This is a genomic window from Enterobacter cloacae complex sp.6700776, assembly GCF_048284255.1.
Taxonomy (GTDB): Bacteria; Pseudomonadota; Gammaproteobacteria; order Enterobacterales; family Enterobacteriaceae; genus Enterobacter; species Enterobacter intestinihominis.
Map to the genome: position 1 here is coordinate 98,827 of NZ_JBLVYK010000002.1, position 17,698 is coordinate 116,524.

Sequence of the window (17,698 nt, forward strand, 5' to 3'; positions counted from 1 at the left end):
GCACTTTTTTCCGGCGTAGCCCAAAACGCGCTGTCGTCAAGGGCATGGCCTTTAACAGTCCGATCTGGAGTTAAAATGTCCTCACGTAAAGAGCTTGCTAATGCTATTCGTGCGCTGAGCATGGACGCAGTACAGAAAGCCAAATCCGGCCACCCGGGCGCCCCTATGGGCATGGCTGACATCGCCGAAGTCCTGTGGCGTGATTTCCTTAACCACAACCCGCAGAACCCGGCATGGGCAGACCGCGACCGTTTCGTGCTGTCTAACGGCCATGGCTCTATGCTGATCTACAGCCTGCTGCACCTCACTGGCTACGATCTGCCAATCGAAGAGCTGAAAAACTTCCGTCAGCTGCACTCCAAAACTCCAGGTCACCCGGAAGTGGGCTACACCGCTGGCGTTGAAACCACTACCGGTCCGCTGGGTCAGGGCATTGCGAATGCCGTGGGTATGGCGATTGCTGAGAAGACCCTGGCGGCACAGTTCAACCGTCCTGGCCACGACATCGTTGACCACTTCACCTATGCGTTCCTGGGCGACGGCTGCATGATGGAAGGCATTTCTCACGAAGTGTGCTCCCTGGCAGGCACCCTGAAGCTGGGTAAACTGGTTGCGTTCTACGACGACAACGGCATCTCCATCGACGGTCACGTTGAAGGCTGGTTCACTGACGACACCGCCGCACGTTTCGAAGCCTACGGCTGGCACGTTGTGCGCGGCGTTGATGGCCACGATGCTGACTCGATTAAACGTGCCGTAGAAGAAGCGCGCGCCGTGACCGACAAACCGTCCCTGCTGATGTGCAAAACCATCATCGGCTTCGGTTCTCCGAACAAAGCGGGCACTCACGACTCCCACGGCGCACCACTGGGCGACGCGGAAATCGCACTGACCCGTGAAGCGCTTGGCTGGAAACACCCTGCCTTCGAAATCCCATCTGAAATCTACGCGCAGTGGGATGCGAAAGAAGTGGGCCAGGCGAAAGAAGCAGCCTGGAACGAGAAGTTCGCGGCTTACGCGAAAGCCTTCCCACAGGAAGCGGCTGAATTCACCCGTCGTATGAAAGGCGACATGCCGTCTGACTTCGACGCGAAAGCGAACGAGTTCATCGCGAAGTTGCAGGCGAACCCGTCTAAAATCGCCAGCCGTAAAGCGTCTCAGAATGCGATCGAAGCGTTTGGTCCTCTGCTTCCAGAATTCCTCGGCGGCTCCGCTGACCTGGCGCCATCTAACCTGACCCTGTGGTCTGGCTCTAAGCCAATCAACGAAGACACTGCCGGTAACTACATCCATTATGGTGTACGTGAATTCGGGATGACCGCGATTGCCAACGGTATCGCTCTGCACGGTGGTTTCCTGCCGTACACCTCTACCTTCCTGATGTTTGTGGAATATGCACGTAACGCCGTGCGTATGGCTGCGCTGATGAAACAGCGTCAGGTGATGGTCTACACCCACGACTCCATCGGTCTGGGCGAAGACGGTCCAACTCACCAGCCAGTAGAGCAGGTAGCTTCCCTGCGCGTGACCCCGAACATGAGCACATGGCGTCCATGTGACCAGGTTGAATCTGCGGTGGCGTGGAAATACGGCGTTGAGCGTCAGGACGGCCCGACCGCGCTGATCCTCTCCCGTCAGAACCTGGCGCAGCAGGAACGTACCCCAGAGCAGCTGGCAAACATCGCCCGCGGTGGTTACGTGCTGAAAGATTGCGCGGGCCAGCCTGAGCTGATCTTCATCGCGACCGGTTCAGAAGTTGAACTGGCCGTTGCAGCATGGGAAAAACTGACTGCTGAAGGCGTGAAAGGGCGCGTGGTTTCCATGCCGTCTACCGATGCGTTCGACAAGCAGGATGCCGCGTACCGCGAATCTGTACTGCCTAAAGCGGTCTCCGCTCGCGTGGCAGTGGAAGCGGGTATTGCTGATTACTGGTTCAAATACGTGGGCCTGAACGGCGCTATCGTCGGTATGACCACCTTCGGTGAATCTGCTCCGGCAGAGCTGCTGTTCGAAGAGTTCGGCTTCACCGTTGAGAACGTTGTCGCTAAAGCGAAAGAACTGCTGTAACTCTCCCAGTGAGGCAAAACGGGTCGCTCAGGCGGCCCGTTTTTATTTTGGTGGTATTTTCTTTGGTGTTAACAACATATATTTGGTGATTTCCATCACAAATACGAAAAGTTATAATATGTTTAATTTGCAATGGATATCACATATATAGACTTGCTTTTTAATTTCTTGTTTTTAACGATCTGTTTTTATTCGTTTTATTAAAATCCACTCTGACATGCTCGCTATTTTCTCTCCGTTTGATTTCATTTTACCGCAGGCGTATTTTGTTTTTAGCGATACGTTGTACCTTAAAAATAAAATAAGGATGATATATGCGGTTAATTGATTATTTCCCTGAATCCTCAATATCAATAAAATCCGCAGCAAAGGACTGGCAGGAAGCCATTGATTTTTCCATGTCGTCTTTGCTGCAAAATCATTATATTAATGCTGATTATATTGAAGCAATTAAAACCTCGACGCTCACTAATGGTCCTTATTACATTCTCGCTCCGGGTGTAGCAATGCCTCATGCCCGTCCGGAGTGCGGTGCCTTAAAAACAGGTATGTCATTAACGCTTCTTAAACAGGAAGTGCAGTTTGCCGACGACGATGAGCCAGTAAAATTACTCATTGGTTTATCTGCGGCGGATGCGGATTCACATATCGACGCTATCCAGGTATTAAGCGAATTATTATGTGAAGAAGATATGCTGTCAGCGTTGTTAACCGCTAAGTCAGAAAAGCAACTGGCGGATATTATCGCTCGCGCATAATTATTCTCTCCTTAACAGGATATTATTATGGAACACAAGTCTGCTCGTGCAAAGGTCCAGGCTTTTGGGGGCTTTTTGACTGCAATGGTCATCCCGAATATTGGCGCTTTTATTGCCTGGGGATTTATTACCGCATTATTTATACCAACCGGATGGATGCCAAATGAGCATTTCGCCAAAATTGTCGGACCGATGATCACCTATTTACTGCCGGTGATGATTGGCTCTACCGGTGGACACCTGGTTGGCGGCAAACGTGGGGCGGTGATGGGGGGGATCGGCACTATCGGCGTGATCATCGGCGCGGATATTCCTATGTTCCTCGGCTCAATGATCATGGGGCCACTCGGCGGCCTGGTGATTAAGCATATCGACCGAATGCTGGATAAACGCATTCCAGCGGGTTTTGAGATGGTCATCAACAACTTCTCGCTGGGTATTGCGGGCATGATCCTCTGCCTGCTGGGGTTTGAAGTCATCGGTCCTGCGGTGTCGATTGCCAATAACTTTATCAAAGAGTGTATTGAATCACTGGTACATGCAGGCTACTTGCCGCTGCTGTCGTTGATTAACGAACCGGCAAAAATCCTGTTTTTAAATAACGCTATCGATCAGGGGGTTTATTATCCGCTGGGGATGCAGCAGGCTTCCGAGACGGGTAAATCCATCTTCTTTATGGTGGCCTCCAACCCCGGGCCGGGTTTAGGCCTGCTGCTGGCTTTTGCTTTTTTCGGCAAAGGAATGGCGAAAAAGTCAGCCCCCGGCGCGATGATCATTCACTTCCTGGGCGGCATTCATGAGCTCTATTTCCCTTACGTACTGATGAAACCACTGACGCTGATTGCGATGATTGCTGGCGGCATGAGCGGGACGTGGGTATTTAACCTGTTAGGCGGTGGACTGGTGGCTGGCCCAAGTCCGGGTTCGATTTTCGCCTACCTCGCGTTAACGCCTAAAGGCGCATTCCTCGCCACGATTGCTGGCGTAACGGCAGGCACGTTGGTCACCTTTGCGGTCGCCTCTTTTATCCTGAAGATGGATAAAAATAGCGAAGCTGAAACGGAAGATACTTTCAATTATTCTGCCAACGCCGTAAAAGCCATGAAGCAGGAAGGCAAGTTTTCTTACCAGGATGTTAAGCATATCGCTTTTGTCTGCGATGCCGGAATGGGCTCTAGCGCTATGGGCGCGACGACATTCCGGAAGCGCCTGGAAAAAGCCGGACAAAATATCGAAGTAAAACATTATGCCATCGAAAATGTGCCTGACGACGCGGACATTATTGTTACCCATGCCAGCCTGGAGGGGCGCGCTAAACGGGTCAGTGACAAACCGTTAGTGTTGATAAAAAACTATCTCGGCGATCCGAAGCTTGACGAATTATTTAAGCATCTAACGGCGAATTAATCTATCTGGTTCCTGGAGTCATTATGAAAACGAAAGTGGCTGCCATTTATGGCAAGCAGGATGTTCGTATCCGCGAATTTGAACTGCCCGAAATAAGCGACAATGAACTGCTGGTGAGCGTAATTTCCGACAGCGTTTGTTTATCCACCTGGAAGGCAGCCAAATTAGGCAGTGAACATAAACGTGTGCCGGACGATCTGGAAAATCATCCGGTCATTACCGGACATGAATGCGCCGGGGTGATTGTTGAGGTCGGAAAAAACCTTACCGGGAAATATAAAAAAGGTCAGCGCTTTGTTTTACAACCGGCAATGGGATTGCCAAGCGGTTATTCCGCTGGATACAGCTACGAATATTTTGGCGGCAATGCGACGTATATGATTATTCCAGAGGTCGCGATTAATCTGGGCTGCGTTTTACCTTATCACGGCTCCTATTTTGCGGCAGCTTCGCTGGCGGAACCCATGTGCTGCATTATCGGCGCGTATAACGCCAATTATCATACGACGCAATATGTTTATGAGCACCGGATGGGTGTGAAACCGGGAGGTAAGATTGCGCTTCTGGCCTGCGCCGGGCCGATGGGAATTGGCGCTATTGATTATGCGATTAACGGCGGGATTCAGCCGTCGCGCGTTGTGGTGGTAGATATTGATGAGGCCCGCCTTGCGCAGGCGGAAAAACTCCTGCCGGTTGAGCTGGCGGCACAAAAGGGTATTGAGCTTATCTATGTCAATACCTCTGAACTGGAGAACCCGGCCGCTACGTTACGCGCATTAACTGACAATGCAGGCTTTGACGACGTGTTTGTCTATGCCGCGGTTCCGGCGGTCATTGAACTGGCAGACGATCTTCTCGCCGAGGACGGGTGCCTGAATTTCTTCGCCGGACCAACGGACAGCAATTTCAAGGTGCCGTTTAATTTTTACAACGTCCATTACAACAGTACCCACGTGGTGGGCACCTCCGGCGGCTCGACGGAGGACATGAAAGAGGCGATTGCGCTGAGTGCGACGGGCCAGCTTCAGCCGTCGTTTATGGTGACCCACATCGGCGGCCTTGATGCGGTGCCGCATACGGTACTCAACCTGCCGGACATTCCTGGAGGCAAGAAGCTTATCTATAACGGTGTCACCATGCCGTTAACGGCCATTGCCGATTTTGCCGAAAAGGGTAAAACCGATCCGCTTTTCCGGGAGCTGGCAAGGCTTGTGGAAGAGACTCACGGCATCTGGAATGAAAAAGCAGAGCGCTATTTGCTGGCGAAGTTTGGGGTGGATATTGGGGAGGCGGCAGCATGATGTCTCTGGCATGGCCGCTCTTTCGCGTTACGGAACAGGCGGCGCTGGCCGCCTGGCCGCAAACCGGATGCGGCGATAAAAACCAAATCGACGGGCTGGCGGTAACCGCCATGCGCGAGGCGCTAAACGCGATAGCGATTCGCGGGCGTATCGTCATCGGCGAAGGTGAGATTGACCATGCGCCAATGCTGTGGATTGGTGAGGAGGTTGGAAGCGGCGTCGGCCCGGCGGTAGATATTGCCGTCGACCCCATAGAGGGCACCCGCATGGTGGCGATGGGGCAAAGCAATGCTCTGGCAGTGATGGCGTTTGCGCCTGAGGGCAGCCTGTTTCATGCCCCTGATATGTACATGAAAAAACTGGTGGTTAACGCAGCGGCCGCCGGGGCAATCAGCCTCGATCTCCCGCTGGCAGAAAACCTTCGCAACGTTGCCCGGGCGCTGGGCAAGCCGCTGGAGCATCTGCGGATGGTGACGCTGGACAAACCGCGCCTGCAAAATGCAATTGCCGAGGCGACGCAGCTGGGCGTGAAAGTGTTTGCGCTGCCCGATGGCGATGTCGCTGCCAGCGTACTGACCTGCTTACAGGATAATCCTTATGATCTGATGTACACCACAGGCGGCGCGCCGGAAGGGGTGATCTCCGCCTGCGCGGTGAAAGCGCTGGGCGGCGATATGCAGGCGGAACTGATCGATTTCTGTGAAGCGAAAGGGGAGAGTCCTGAGAACCGTCGGGTCGCCATGCAGGAGCACCGCCGCTGTGCGGAGATGAAAGTGGAAGTCAATCGTATCTATACCCTTAGCGAACTGGTAAAGGGCAATGACATCCTGTTCAGCGCGACGGGCGTGACGGGCGGCGAACTGGTTAAAGGTATTCAACAGGTTGCGAAGGGTGTGCGCACGCAAACTTTACTGATCGGCGGCGCAGATCGAACGTGTAATATAATAGACTCTCTGCATTCACGGTGATTTATCGAGATACAAATGACGACGCTGACAGAAGACGATGTGCTTGAGCAACTGGATGCTCAGAATAACCTCCTCGCATTCATGACGACGGCACAGTCTTTTTTGCTCCAGGGCATTAAATGTTTTCTGCCGTCGCTGTTTGTCGATAACGATGAAGAGATCGTGGAATATGCAGTGAAGCCGTTACTCGCCCGGAGTGGGCCGCTTGATGACATTGATGTGGCGTTACGACTGATCTATGCGCTGGGGAAAATGGAAAAATGGCTCTACGCCGACATTACGCATTTTTCGCAGTTTTATCAGTATCTGAAAGAGCAGGATACGATCCCTGACTTCGCCGATGACATCACCTGGGATTTTATCAGCAACGTTAATTGCATCACCCGTAACGCGACGTTATTCAGCGCGCTGGAGTCGATGAAATTTGCTGACTTTGCCGCATGGTCTGAGGTGCGCTTTACCGCAATGATCAAGACGGCGCTCACCCTGGCGGTAACGACAATTTTAAAGGAACTGACGCCGTGAAAATTGGGCTAACGGTTAACGGGCTACATGTAGAAGCACATTACCCTGATGACGAAATCGAAAATGTTCATAAGCCTTTGCTGCGGCAACTGGCGAAACTGCATTCTGCCAGCGCCAGCAAACGTACGATTGTTTTTCTCAGCGCGCCGCCCGGGACGGGCAAATCCACGTTGACCGCCTTCTGGGAATTCCTCTCTCGTCAGATGGAGGGGATGCCGCCGATCCAGACGTTGCCGATGGATGGTTTTCATCACTACAACGCGTGGCTTGAGGCCCATAACCTGCGTGCGTACAAAGGCGCGCCCGAGACCTTTGATGTCGACAGGCTTGCGCAACATCTGCGGCAGATAAAAGAAGGCGACAGTACCTGGCCGCAGTATGACCGACAAACGCACGATCCTGTCGAAGAGGCTATTGTGGTAACGGCCCCTGTCGTGATTGTTGAGGGTAACTGGCTGCTGCTTGATGACGAACGATGGCGAACGCTGATGGAATACTGCGATTTTTCATTGTTCATTCGCGCGCCCGCTGAAGCGTTACGTACGCGCCTGGTAGGGCGTAAGCTGGCCGGGGGACTCTCTCAGGCCGACGCCGACGCGTTTTATGCGCGCACCGACGGGCCAAACGTGGAGCGTGTTTTGCGTCACAGCCGTTCTGCCAATGTGGAACTGATGATGTCGGCAAATGGCGAATACCGACTCGTCTGATCTTTCGCGGCGTTCCATGGGTGCAGCGGTCAACCCGCCGCGTTTTACGTGGCGGGAAGAAAAGGGATTATTCCGGAAAAATGTGATGGAGATCAGATAAAATCGCTCTTAATCTGGACAGAGATTCCTTTTATTCCCCGATTCGCTTATTCTTGCTGAAGCGTTTCAGTCGATTAAATGTTCGACAATTGACCAATCAATCGCAGTTTGTGACAGCAAGGATTCCCCTTCGGGCGTCGCTGGATTACTCTTTCAGCCACCTCAAACTCAGGGATAGCTTTGCAGGAGATCTATGACCGTACGCGTAGCGATTAATGGCTTCGGTCGCATCGGGCGCAACGTGGTTCGTGCTTTATATGAATCCGGGCGTCGTGCGGAAATCACCGTGGTGGCAATCAATGAACTGGCGGATGCTGCGGGCATGGTGCATTTATTGAAATATGACACCAGCCACGGTCGCTTTGCCTGGGACGTTCGCCAGGAAAGGGAACAGCTGTTCGTCGGTGACGATGCCATCCGCGTGCTGCATGAGAACAGTATTGAAGAGCTGCCCTGGCGCGAACTGGGTGTGGATGTGGTGCTGGACTGTACCGGCGTGTACGGTAACCGTGAACATGGCGAAGCGCATCTGAATGCTGGCGCGAAAAAAGTGCTGTTCTCCCATCCCGGCAGTCACGACCTCGACGCCACCGTCGTGTTTGGTGTCAACCAGCACGAGCTGCAGGCTGAACACCGCATTGTCTCCAACGCCTCCTGTACCACCAACTGCATTATTCCGGTCATTAAACTGTTAGACGATGCGTATGGCATTGAATCCGGTACCGTGACCACGATTCACTCCGCCATGCATGATCAGCAGGTTATCGACGCCTACCATCCGGATTTACGACGCACTCGCGCGGCGAGCCAGTCCATCATTCCGGTGGATACGAAACTGGCTGCCGGGATCACGCGTATTTTCCCGCAGTTTAACGACCGTTTCGAAGCGATTGCCGTGCGCGTCCCGACGATAAACGTCACCGCAATCGATCTTAGCGTGACGGTGAAAAAACCGGTAAAAGCCTGTGAAGTCAACCTGTTGCTGCAAAAAGCGGCACAGGGAGCATTTCATGGTATAGTTGACTATACGGAATTACCGTTGGTCTCAGTAGATTTTAACCACGACCCGCACAGCGCCATCGTGGATGGCACGCAGACGCGAGTCAGTGGTGCGCACCTCATCAAGACGCTGGTCTGGTGTGATAACGAATGGGGCTTTGCTAACCGAATGCTCGACACCACGTTAGCCATGGCCGCAAAAGGTTTCAGGTAGAGCGCACCTTGCGCTTGCAAAACTTTAAGAATCAACGAGAGGATTCACCATGTCTGTAATTAAGATGACCGATCTGGATCTGGCAGGTAAACGCGTTTTCATCCGTGCCGATCTGAACGTACCGGTTAAAGATGGCAAAGTGACCAGCGACGCGCGTATCCGTGCATCTCTGCCAACCATTGAACTGGCTCTGAAGCAGGGCGCTAAAGTGATGGTCACCTCCCACCTGGGCCGTCCAACTGAAGGCGAGTACAACGAAGAGTTCTCTCTGCTGCCGGTTGTTAATTACCTGAAAGACAAACTGTCCAGCCCGGTTCGCCTGGTGAAAGATTACCTGGACGGCGTGGAAGTTGCCGAAGGTGAGCTGGTTGTTCTGGAAAACGTTCGCTTCAACAAAGGCGAAAAGAAAGACGACGAAACCCTGTCCAAAAAATACGCTGCGCTGTGCGACGTATTCGTGATGGATGCATTCGGTACGGCTCACCGTGCGCAGGCTTCTACCCACGGTATCGGTAAATTCGCAGACGTCGCCTGTGCAGGTCCACTGCTGGCTGACGAACTGGAAGCTCTGGGTAAAGCACTGAAAGAACCTGCTCGTCCGATGGTCGCTATCGTTGGTGGTTCTAAAGTTTCTACCAAACTGACCGTTCTGGATTCCCTGTCCAAAATCGCTGACCAGCTGATCGTTGGCGGTGGTATCGCGAACACCTTCGTTGCTGCGCAAGGCCACAACGTGGGTAAATCCCTTTACGAAGCGGATCTGGTTGACGAAGCCAAACGCCTGCTGAGCACCTGTGATATCCCGGTTCCAACTGACGTTCGCGTGGCGACCGAGTTCTCCGAAACTGCTACCGCAACCCTTAAATCTGTTAATGACATCAAAGATGAAGAGCAGATTCTGGACCTGGGCGACGTTTCTGCACAGAAACTGGCTGAAATCCTGAAAAACGCAAAAACTATCCTGTGGAACGGTCCTGTCGGCGTGTTCGAATTCCCGAACTTCCGCAAAGGGACTGAAATCGTTGCAAACGCTATCGCAGACAGCGAAGCGTTCTCTATCGCAGGCGGTGGTGACACCCTGGCAGCTATCGACCTGTTCGGTATCGCTGACAAGATCTCCTACATCTCCACTGGTGGCGGCGCATTCCTCGAATTCGTGGAAGGCAAAGTCCTGCCAGCAGTAGCAATGCTCGAAGAGCGCGCTAAGAAGTAAGCCATTCAGGGGCAGGGAAACCTGCCCAATTTTCAGCGCGCTTATCAGAGCTCGCACCTTTTCTAACGGCCGAAGATACAGGACTAAGCAACATGTCTAAAATTTTTGATTTCGTAAAACCTGGCGTTATCACTGGTGATGACGTACAGAAAGTGTTCCAGGTAGCTAAAGAAAACAACTTCGCTCTGCCAGCAGTTAACTGCGTAGGTACCGACTCCATCAACGCCGTACTGGAAACCGCTGCAAAAGTTAAAGCACCGGTTATCGTTCAGTTCTCTAACGGCGGCGCTGCGTTCATCGCAGGTAAAGGCGTGAAAACTGACGTTCCTCAGGGCGCTGCTATCCTGGGTGCTATCTCTGGCGCACATCATGTTCACCAGATGGCTGAGCATTACGGTGTTCCGGTTATCCTGCACACTGACCACTGCGCGAAAAAACTGCTGCCATGGATCGACGGTCTGCTGGACGCAGGTGAAAAACACTTCGCAGCAACCGGTAAGCCACTGTTCTCTTCTCACATGATCGACCTGTCCGAAGAGTCTCTGGAAGAAAACATCGAGATCTGCTCTAAGTACCTGGCGCGTATGTCCAAAATGGGCATGACCCTGGAAATCGAACTGGGTTGCACCGGCGGTGAAGAAGACGGTGTGGACAACAGCCACATGGACGCTTCTGCTCTGTACACTCAGCCAGAAGACGTTGATTACGCTTACACCGAGCTGAGCAAAATCAGCCCACGCTTCACCATCGCAGCATCCTTCGGTAACGTGCACGGCGTGTACAAGCCAGGTAACGTGGTTCTGACCCCGACCATCCTGCGTGATTCTCAGGAATATGTGTCTAAGAAACACAACCTGCCGCACAACAGCCTGAACTTCGTCTTCCACGGCGGTTCCGGTTCTTCTGCTCAGGAAATCAAAGATTCCGTAAGCTACGGCGTAGTGAAAATGAACATCGATACCGACACCCAGTGGGCAACCTGGGACGGTATCCTGCAATACTACAAAACCAACGAAGCTTACCTGCAAGGTCAGCTGGGCAACCCGAAAGGCGAAGACCAGCCGAACAAGAAATACTACGATCCACGCGTATGGCTGCGCGCTGCCCAGACTTCTATGATTACTCGTCTGGAGCAGGCTTTCAAAGAACTGAACGCGGTTGACGTTCTGTAATTTGAACTGCTGACAGCACATCAGAAGGCCCGCAAATGCGGGCCTTTTTTTATGCTTTTTCAATATCCTGCAATACCTGATTTTGTGATCTGTTTGGCATTACCCGCTCTTTTTGTTTACCCTTTACTGACCTGCCTGTCCCCTTAAGGGATAGATTTTGTGTTTTGGTTTAGCAAAAGGAAGAATAAATGGAACAACTTGATGTTGTAGACAGCATCAATCACGCGGGTAACTGGCTGGTGCGCAACCAGGCGCTACTGCTGAGCTACGCTGTGAATATTGTTGCCGCTATTGCCATCATCATTGTCGGGATGATCGTGGCGCGTATCGTATCGAACGCGGTCAACCGGGTGATGGTTGCACGACACATTGACGCCACGGTCGCCGATTTCCTCTCCGCGCTGGTGCGTTACGGCATCATCGCCTTTACGCTGATTGCGGCGCTGGGGCGTGTCGGCGTGCAGACGGCATCCGTCATCGCTGTGCTCGGTGCTGCCGGTCTGGCCATTGGTCTGGCATTACAGGGTTCGCTGTCGAACCTGGCGGCGGGCGTACTGCTGGTAACCTTCCGTCCGTTCCGTTCCGGTGAATACGTGGATTTAGGCGGGATCGCGGGTACCGTGTTGCAGGTACAGATTTTCTCTACCACTCTGCGTACTGTCGACGGTCGTATTGTGGTGGTACCGAACGGGAAAATCATTGCCGGCAATATCATTAACTTCTCCCGCGAGCCGGTGCGTCGTAACGAGCTGATCATCAGCGTGGCGTACGATTCCGATATCGATCAGGTGAAGTCTCTGATTACCAACATCATTGCTTCAGATGACCGTATTCTGAAGGACCGCGAGCAGACCGTTCGTCTGAATGAACTGGGCGCATCATCCATTAATTTTGTGGTGCGCATCTGGAGCAAAAGCAGCGATCTGCAAAACGTTTACTGGGATGTGCTGGAGCGCATTAAGCGTGACTTCGATGCCAACGGCATCAGCTTCCCGTACCCGCAGATGGATGTAAACGTCAAAAAAGTCAAAGAAGCAGAGTAACGTCTCCGTAGGCCCGGTAAGCATCAGCGACACCGGGCTTTTCTTTTATTAGCCTCGCTAATCCCCAATTAATATTATCCATTTCCTCTAATGTCGTTCCCGCAGTATAGTCTGCCCCAGGACAACTCTGCGAGAATTACGTTATGTTATCTTACTATTTTCAAGGGCTTGCGTTAGGTGCGGCCATGATCCTTCCCCTTGGTCCACAAAATGCGTTCGTGATGAATCAGGGCATCCGCCGTCAGTACCATCTGATGATTGCCCTGCTGTGCGCGGTGAGCGATCTGCTGCTGATTTGCGCCGGGATCTTTGGCGGCAGCGCCCTGTTGATGCAGTCGCCGTGGCTGCTGGCACTGGTTACCTGGGGCGGCGTAGCGTTTCTGCTGTGGTACGGGTTTGGCGCCCTGAAAACGGCCATGAGCAGCAATCTTGAGCTGGCGAGCGCCGAAGTGATGAAGCAAGGGCGCTGGAAGATTATCGTCACCATGCTCGCCGTGACATGGCTTAACCCGCACGTTTATCTTGATACGTTCGTGGTGCTCGGCAGCCTGGGTGGACAGCTGGACGTTGAGCCCAAACGCTGGTTTGCGCTCGGTACGGTCAGCGCCTCCTTCCTCTGGTTCTTTGGTCTTGCGATCCTGGCGGCATGGCTGGCGCCACGACTGCGTACCGCCAAAGCGCAGCGCATTATCAATACCCTGGTGGGGCTGGTGATGTGGTTTATTGCCTTCCAGCTGGCGAAAGAGGGCATTCATCACGTACAGGGATTGTTCAACTAAGCGTTGTCTTATGGACATCTGAACAAGACCCGCTAAGCTTGCTGGCATGAGCCCTGTTAACAGGGCACTCTTCGCAACATGGAGGAATGACAGTGAAGTTTAAGGTGATGGCCCTGGCGGCATTAGTAAGTTTAGGTGCGGTGTCGGTGCAGGCGAATGAACTGCCAAACGGCCCGCACATTGTCACTTCAGGTACGGCAAGCGTGGATGCGGTACCGGATGTTGCAACCCTGGCAATTGAAGTGAACGTGGCGGCGAAAGATGCTGCTTCCGCCAAGAAACAGGCAGACGATCGTGTTGCGCAATACCTCTCTTTCCTGGAACAGAACGGTGTCGCGAAAAAAGACATCAGCTCTGCGAACCTGCGTACTCAACCGGATTACGATTACCAGAACGGCAAAAGCATCCTGAAAGGCTATCGCGCCGTGCGTACTGTAGAAGTGACCGTGCGCCAGCTTGATAAGCTCAACGGATTGCTGGATGGTGCGCTGAAGGCAGGGCTGAACGAAATTCGTTCCGTCTCGCTGGGCGTTGCGCAACCGGAGAAGTATAAAGACGAAGCGCGTAAAGCGGCGATTGATGATGCCATTCATCAGGCGCAGCAGCTGGCATCCGGCTTCAAGAGCAAGCTCGGTCCGGTTTACAGCGTGCGTTACCACGTCTCAAACTACCAGCCAAGCCCGATGGTGCGGATGATGAAAGCGGATGCCGCGCCGGTTTCTGCTCAGGAAACCTACGAGCAGCCAACCATTCAGTTCGACGATCAGGTTGATGTGGTGTTCCAGCTGGAGCCGACTGAAAAGCCAGCTCAGTAACCCGTAGGCCGGGTAAGGCGAAGCCGCCACCCGGCTTGTTTTTCAATCCTGTCTTAACACCTTATGCCCAAACGCCAGCAGCGCGTCGGTGACGTTGCGCATCATGCGGCTTTCCGGCGCAAAACGGTGCCAGTACAGCATCCGGCGCTGATACAGCCCCGGAGTTAAATCAATCAGCTCACCGCTTTTCAACTCTTTCTCAATCTGCAGATGCGGGATCATGCAGCAGGTGGTTCCCTGACGTGCAAGCTGCACAAAGGCTTCGGACGAGTTAACGATATGACACGGCACGCTGCCCGGCGGCAGATCGAAGTTTTGCTGCAGGAAGGCCTGATGCATATCGTCCAGATGGTCGAACGCGACGGCAGGGGCTTTTAGCAGCGCGGCGCGGGTCACACCGTTCGGGAAATAGCGCTCGGCAAAGGCTTTTGAACCGACGAAGAGGTAATCCAGCGCGCCCAACTGATCCACCAGACAGCTTGGCAGCGCCTGAGGCTGAATACTGACGGCACCAACCACTTCGCCGCGACGCAGACGTTCCTGGGTGCGGGTTTCATCTTCAACCTGGAGATTCAGGCGGATAGGGGAGTCGGCCAGTACCGGCGCAAGGGCCGGCAGCAGCCAGGTTGCCAGACTGTCGGCGTTCACCGCCAGCGACAGCAGCAGCGGCGTGGAGCCGGTCTGTTCATCGCCCAGCCACTCATCTTCCAGCAGTTCAACCTGACGTAGCAGGGCGAGGAGCTTTTGTCCTTGCTCCGTTGGACGCGGCGGTACGGTACGCACCAGCAGCGGCTGCCCGAACATGTTTTCAAGCTGTTTGATACGCTGTGATACGGCGGACTGGGTGATGCACAGCTTTTGCGCCGCGCGCTCAAAACCGCGTTCACGAATAACTGCATCAAGTGCCTGTAGTGTTCTGTAGTCCGGACGTTTCATTGCTCTGGCTGACTCCTTAATTTTGCTTAATCTGCACTATGACACAATTTTCCCTTCGTGGCAGACGAAATCCATTCGACGTGTTCTATAATGCGCCCTGAGTTTTCACACCACAGGCAAAACGATCATGACGCAGGATGAACTGAAAAAAGCAGTAGGATGGGCCGCTCTCCAGTACGTACAGCCGGGTACCATTGTCGGTGTTGGTACGGGATCGACGGCGGCGCACTTTATCGATGCGCTGGGCACGATGAAGGGGCAAATCGAGGGCGCGGTTTCGAGCTCCGATGCTTCCACGGAAAAGCTGAAAAGCCTCGGCATCACTGTTTTCGACCTCAACGAAGTGGACCGTCTGGGCATTTACGTTGATGGCGCGGATGAAATCAACGGCCACATGCAGATGATCAAAGGCGGTGGCGCGGCGCTGACCCGTGAAAAAATCATTGCCTCCGTGGCGGATAAGTTCATCTGCATCGCGGACGCCTCCAAGCAGGTCGACATTCTGGGGAGTTTCCCGCTGCCGGTCGAAGTGATCCCGATGGCGCGCAGTGCCGTGGCACGTCAGCTGGTGAAGCTGGGTGGTCGTCCGGAATACCGTCAGGGTGTGGTGACCGACAACGGCAACGTGATCCTCGACGTTCACGGCCTTGAGATCCTCGATGCCATTGCGCTGGAAAATGCGATCAACGGCATTCCGGGTGTCGTGACCGTAGGGTTATTTGCCAACCGTGGCGCGGATGTGGCGCTGATCGGCACGGCTGACGGTGTAAAAACCATCGTAAAATGATCTGACGGGGGGAGCGCTCCCCCCGCTAAAAAATTTTGAAAAGCTAAATTCGGTGACTTGTGTCACGTTTTTCCGCCTCTTTTGCCGATCCTTCCGCGTTTGTAAATTTCCATAGCATTTTCCTCTGTCATTTTGCTCTGTATGACTTTTCTTCAGAGTGCCGACGCAAACGTTCATATTGCTGCAATAGTTTTTTTTGATATGTTGGCTGCACGGGATTTATATCCAGCACAACATCAGTTCAGATAAAAACAGGGTCGGGTAAATGGCAAAGGTATCACTGGAGAAAGACAAGATTAAATTCCTGCTGGTTGAAGGGGTGCACCAGAAAGCGCTCGATAGCCTTCGCGCTGCAGGTTACACCAACATCGAATTTCACAAAGGCGCGCTGGATACTGAAGAGCTGAAAGCGTCCATCCGTGATGCCCATTTCATTGGCCTGCGATCCCGTACCCAACTGACTGAAGACGTTATTGCTGCGGCGGAAAAGCTGGTGGCGATTGGCTGTTTCTGTATCGGTACCAATCAGGTTGATCTGAATGCCGCCGCAAAACGCGGTATCCCGGTTTTTAACGCCCCGTTCTCCAACACCCGTTCCGTGGCGGAGCTGGTGATTGGCGAGCTGCTGCTACTCCTTCGCGGTATTCCGGAAGCTAACGCCAAAGCGCACCGCGGCGTGTGGAATAAACTGGCCGCGGGCTCCTACGAAGCGCGTGGTAAAAAACTCGGGATTATTGGTTACGGCCACATCGGTACGCAGCTCGGTATTCTGGCGGAATCCCTTGGCATGCACGTGTTTTTCTACGATATCGAAAACAAACTGCCGCTGGGTAACGCGACGCAGGTGCAGCATCTTTCTGACCTGCTGAACATGAGCGACGTGGTCAGCCTGCACGTGCCGGAAAATGCGTCCACAAAAAACATGATGGGAGCGGAAGAGCTGGCGCTGATGAAGCCGGGCTCACTGCTGATCAACGCCGCGCGCGGTACAGTGGTCGATATTCCTGCCCTGTGCGATGCGCTGAAGCGTAAGCATCTGGCGGGTGCGGCGATTGACGTGTTCCCGACGGAACCGGCCACCAACAGCGATCCGTTCACCTCTCCGCTGTGCGAGTTCGACAACGTGATCCTGACGCCGCATATCGGGGGTTCTACTCAGGAAGCGCAGGAGAATATCGGCCTGGAAGTGGCGGGCAAGCTGAGCAAATATTCCGACAACGGTTCAACGCTCTCTGCGGTGAACTTCCCGGAAGTGTCTCTGCCGCTACACGGCGGGCGTCGTCTGCTGCACATTCACGAAAACCGTCCGGGCGTGCTGACTGCTATCAACCAGATCTTTGCCGAACAGGGCGTCAACATTGCCGCGCAGTATCTGCAAACGAACGCGCAGATGGGTTATGTGGTGATTGATATTGAAGCGGATGAAGACATTGCCGAGAAAGCATTGCAGAGCATGAAGGCCATTCCGGGGACGATTCGCGCGCGTCTGCTGTACTGATAGTGCGGTCTGTGCTGTCGGGTGGCGCTTACGCTTACCCGACCTACAATGTTCGTGCGGTCTGTGTGTCGGGTGGCGCTCACGCTTACCCGACCTACAATGTTCGTGCGGTCTGTGTGTCGGGTGGCGCTTACGCTTACCCGACCTACAATGTTCGTGCGGTCTGTGTGTCGGGTGGCGCTTACGCATACCCGACCTACAATGTTCGTGCGGTCTGTGGTGTCGGGTGGCGCTTACGCTTACCCGACCTACAATGTTCGTGCGGTCTGTGGTGTCGGGTGGCGCTTACGCTTACCCGACCTACAATGTTTGTGCGGTCTGTGTGTCGGGTGGCGCTCACGCTTACCCGACCTACAATGTTCGTGCGGTCTGTGTGTCGGGTGGCGCTTACGCTTACCCGACCTACAATG

16 protein-coding genes are annotated in these 17,698 nt (G+C 53.7%); 15 read left to right on the top strand and 1 reads right to left on the bottom strand.

The annotated features are described in order from the left end of the window. Positions 1 to 75 precede the first annotated feature (75 nt). The 13 genes from tkt (at position 76) to ACNQ0T_RS04545 (ending at position 14,067) form a co-directional block, all read left to right on the top strand. On the top strand, positions 76 to 2,067 hold the full coding sequence (gene tkt, locus ACNQ0T_RS04485; protein WP_417929667.1) for a transketolase: 1,992 nt from the start codon (positions 76 to 78) through the stop codon (positions 2,065 to 2,067). A 314-nt stretch (positions 2,068 to 2,381) separates the two neighbouring features. Beyond that, a complete protein-coding gene (gene cmtB / locus ACNQ0T_RS04490) occupies positions 2,382 to 2,825 on the top strand; it encodes a PTS mannitol transporter subunit IIA (RefSeq protein ID WP_417929669.1) in 444 nt (147 codons plus the stop codon). A 27-nt stretch (positions 2,826 to 2,852) separates the two neighbouring features. Continuing rightward, positions 2,853 to 4,232 carry a PTS mannitol transporter subunit IICB gene (locus ACNQ0T_RS04495; RefSeq protein ID WP_023306900.1) on the top strand — a complete coding sequence of 460 codons (1,380 nt, stop codon included), beginning with the start codon at positions 2,853 to 2,855 and terminating at the stop codon, positions 4,230 to 4,232. Positions 4,233 to 4,255: 23 nt separating this feature from the next. After that, positions 4,256 to 5,533, top strand: a complete 1,278-nt coding sequence (locus ACNQ0T_RS04500) for a zinc-binding dehydrogenase (RefSeq protein ID WP_417929671.1) — start codon at positions 4,256 to 4,258, stop codon at positions 5,531 to 5,533. Next, a complete protein-coding gene (glpX, locus tag ACNQ0T_RS04505; RefSeq protein WP_284097934.1) occupies positions 5,530 to 6,501 on the top strand; it encodes a class II fructose-bisphosphatase in 972 nt (323 codons plus the stop codon). Before ACNQ0T_RS04500 ends, glpX begins: the two co-directional genes overlap by 4 nt. Positions 6,502 to 6,516: 15 nt before the next feature. Continuing rightward, positions 6,517 to 7,026, top strand: a complete 510-nt coding sequence (locus ACNQ0T_RS04510; RefSeq protein ID WP_023306897.1) for an MltR family transcriptional regulator — start codon at positions 6,517 to 6,519, stop codon at positions 7,024 to 7,026. After that, positions 7,023 to 7,733, top strand: coding sequence for a nucleoside/nucleotide kinase family protein (locus tag ACNQ0T_RS04515; RefSeq protein ID WP_022649327.1), 711 nt, complete (start codon positions 7,023 to 7,025; stop codon positions 7,731 to 7,733). Before ACNQ0T_RS04510 ends, ACNQ0T_RS04515 begins: the two co-directional genes overlap by 4 nt. 292 nt (positions 7,734 to 8,025) lie before the next feature. Then, positions 8,026 to 9,045 carry an erythrose-4-phosphate dehydrogenase gene (epd, locus tag ACNQ0T_RS04520; RefSeq protein WP_063853797.1) on the top strand — a complete coding sequence of 340 codons (1,020 nt, stop codon included), beginning with the start codon at positions 8,026 to 8,028 and terminating at the stop codon, positions 9,043 to 9,045. Between the two features lie 49 nt (positions 9,046 to 9,094). Further along, the gene (pgk, locus tag ACNQ0T_RS04525) at positions 9,095 to 10,258 is read left to right on the top strand and encodes a phosphoglycerate kinase (RefSeq protein ID WP_015571809.1); all 1,164 of its coding nucleotides are present in this window, start codon (positions 9,095 to 9,097) and stop codon (positions 10,256 to 10,258) included. A 92-nt stretch (positions 10,259 to 10,350) separates the two neighbouring features. Next, positions 10,351 to 11,430: a class II fructose-bisphosphate aldolase gene (gene fbaA / locus ACNQ0T_RS04530; protein WP_017692704.1), complete on the top strand. Its 1,080-nt coding sequence runs from the start codon at positions 10,351 to 10,353 to the stop codon at positions 11,428 to 11,430. A 188-nt stretch (positions 11,431 to 11,618) separates the two neighbouring features. Beyond that, entirely contained in the window at positions 11,619 to 12,473 is an 855-nt protein-coding gene (locus ACNQ0T_RS04535; RefSeq protein ID WP_022649325.1) for a small-conductance mechanosensitive channel MscS, read from the top strand. A 143-nt stretch (positions 12,474 to 12,616) separates the two neighbouring features. Beyond that, a complete protein-coding gene (gene argO, locus ACNQ0T_RS04540; protein ID WP_003860085.1) occupies positions 12,617 to 13,252 on the top strand; it encodes an arginine exporter ArgO in 636 nt (211 codons plus the stop codon). Between the two features lie 92 nt (positions 13,253 to 13,344). Beyond that, positions 13,345 to 14,067 (top strand): oxidative stress defense protein, encoded by a 723-nt coding sequence (locus ACNQ0T_RS04545; RefSeq protein WP_022649323.1) that lies wholly within the window; start codon positions 13,345 to 13,347, stop codon positions 14,065 to 14,067. Between the two features lie 42 nt (positions 14,068 to 14,109). On the opposite strand, the gene argP is transcribed toward ACNQ0T_RS04545, so the two are convergent. Next, a complete protein-coding gene (argP, locus tag ACNQ0T_RS04550; protein WP_003860089.1) occupies positions 14,110 to 15,003 on the bottom strand; it encodes a DNA-binding transcriptional regulator ArgP in 894 nt (297 codons plus the stop codon). Positions 15,004 to 15,130: 127 nt separating this feature from the next. On the opposite strand from argP, the gene rpiA reads away from it, so the two are divergent. Both rpiA and serA read left to right on the top strand, forming a co-directional pair. After that, positions 15,131 to 15,790 (top strand): ribose-5-phosphate isomerase RpiA, encoded by a 660-nt coding sequence (rpiA, locus tag ACNQ0T_RS04555; RefSeq protein ID WP_022649322.1) that lies wholly within the window; start codon positions 15,131 to 15,133, stop codon positions 15,788 to 15,790. Between the two features lie 265 nt (positions 15,791 to 16,055). Further along, entirely contained in the window at positions 16,056 to 17,288 is a 1,233-nt protein-coding gene (gene serA / locus ACNQ0T_RS04560) for a phosphoglycerate dehydrogenase (RefSeq protein WP_022649321.1), read from the top strand. Positions 17,289 to 17,698 lie beyond the last annotated feature (410 nt).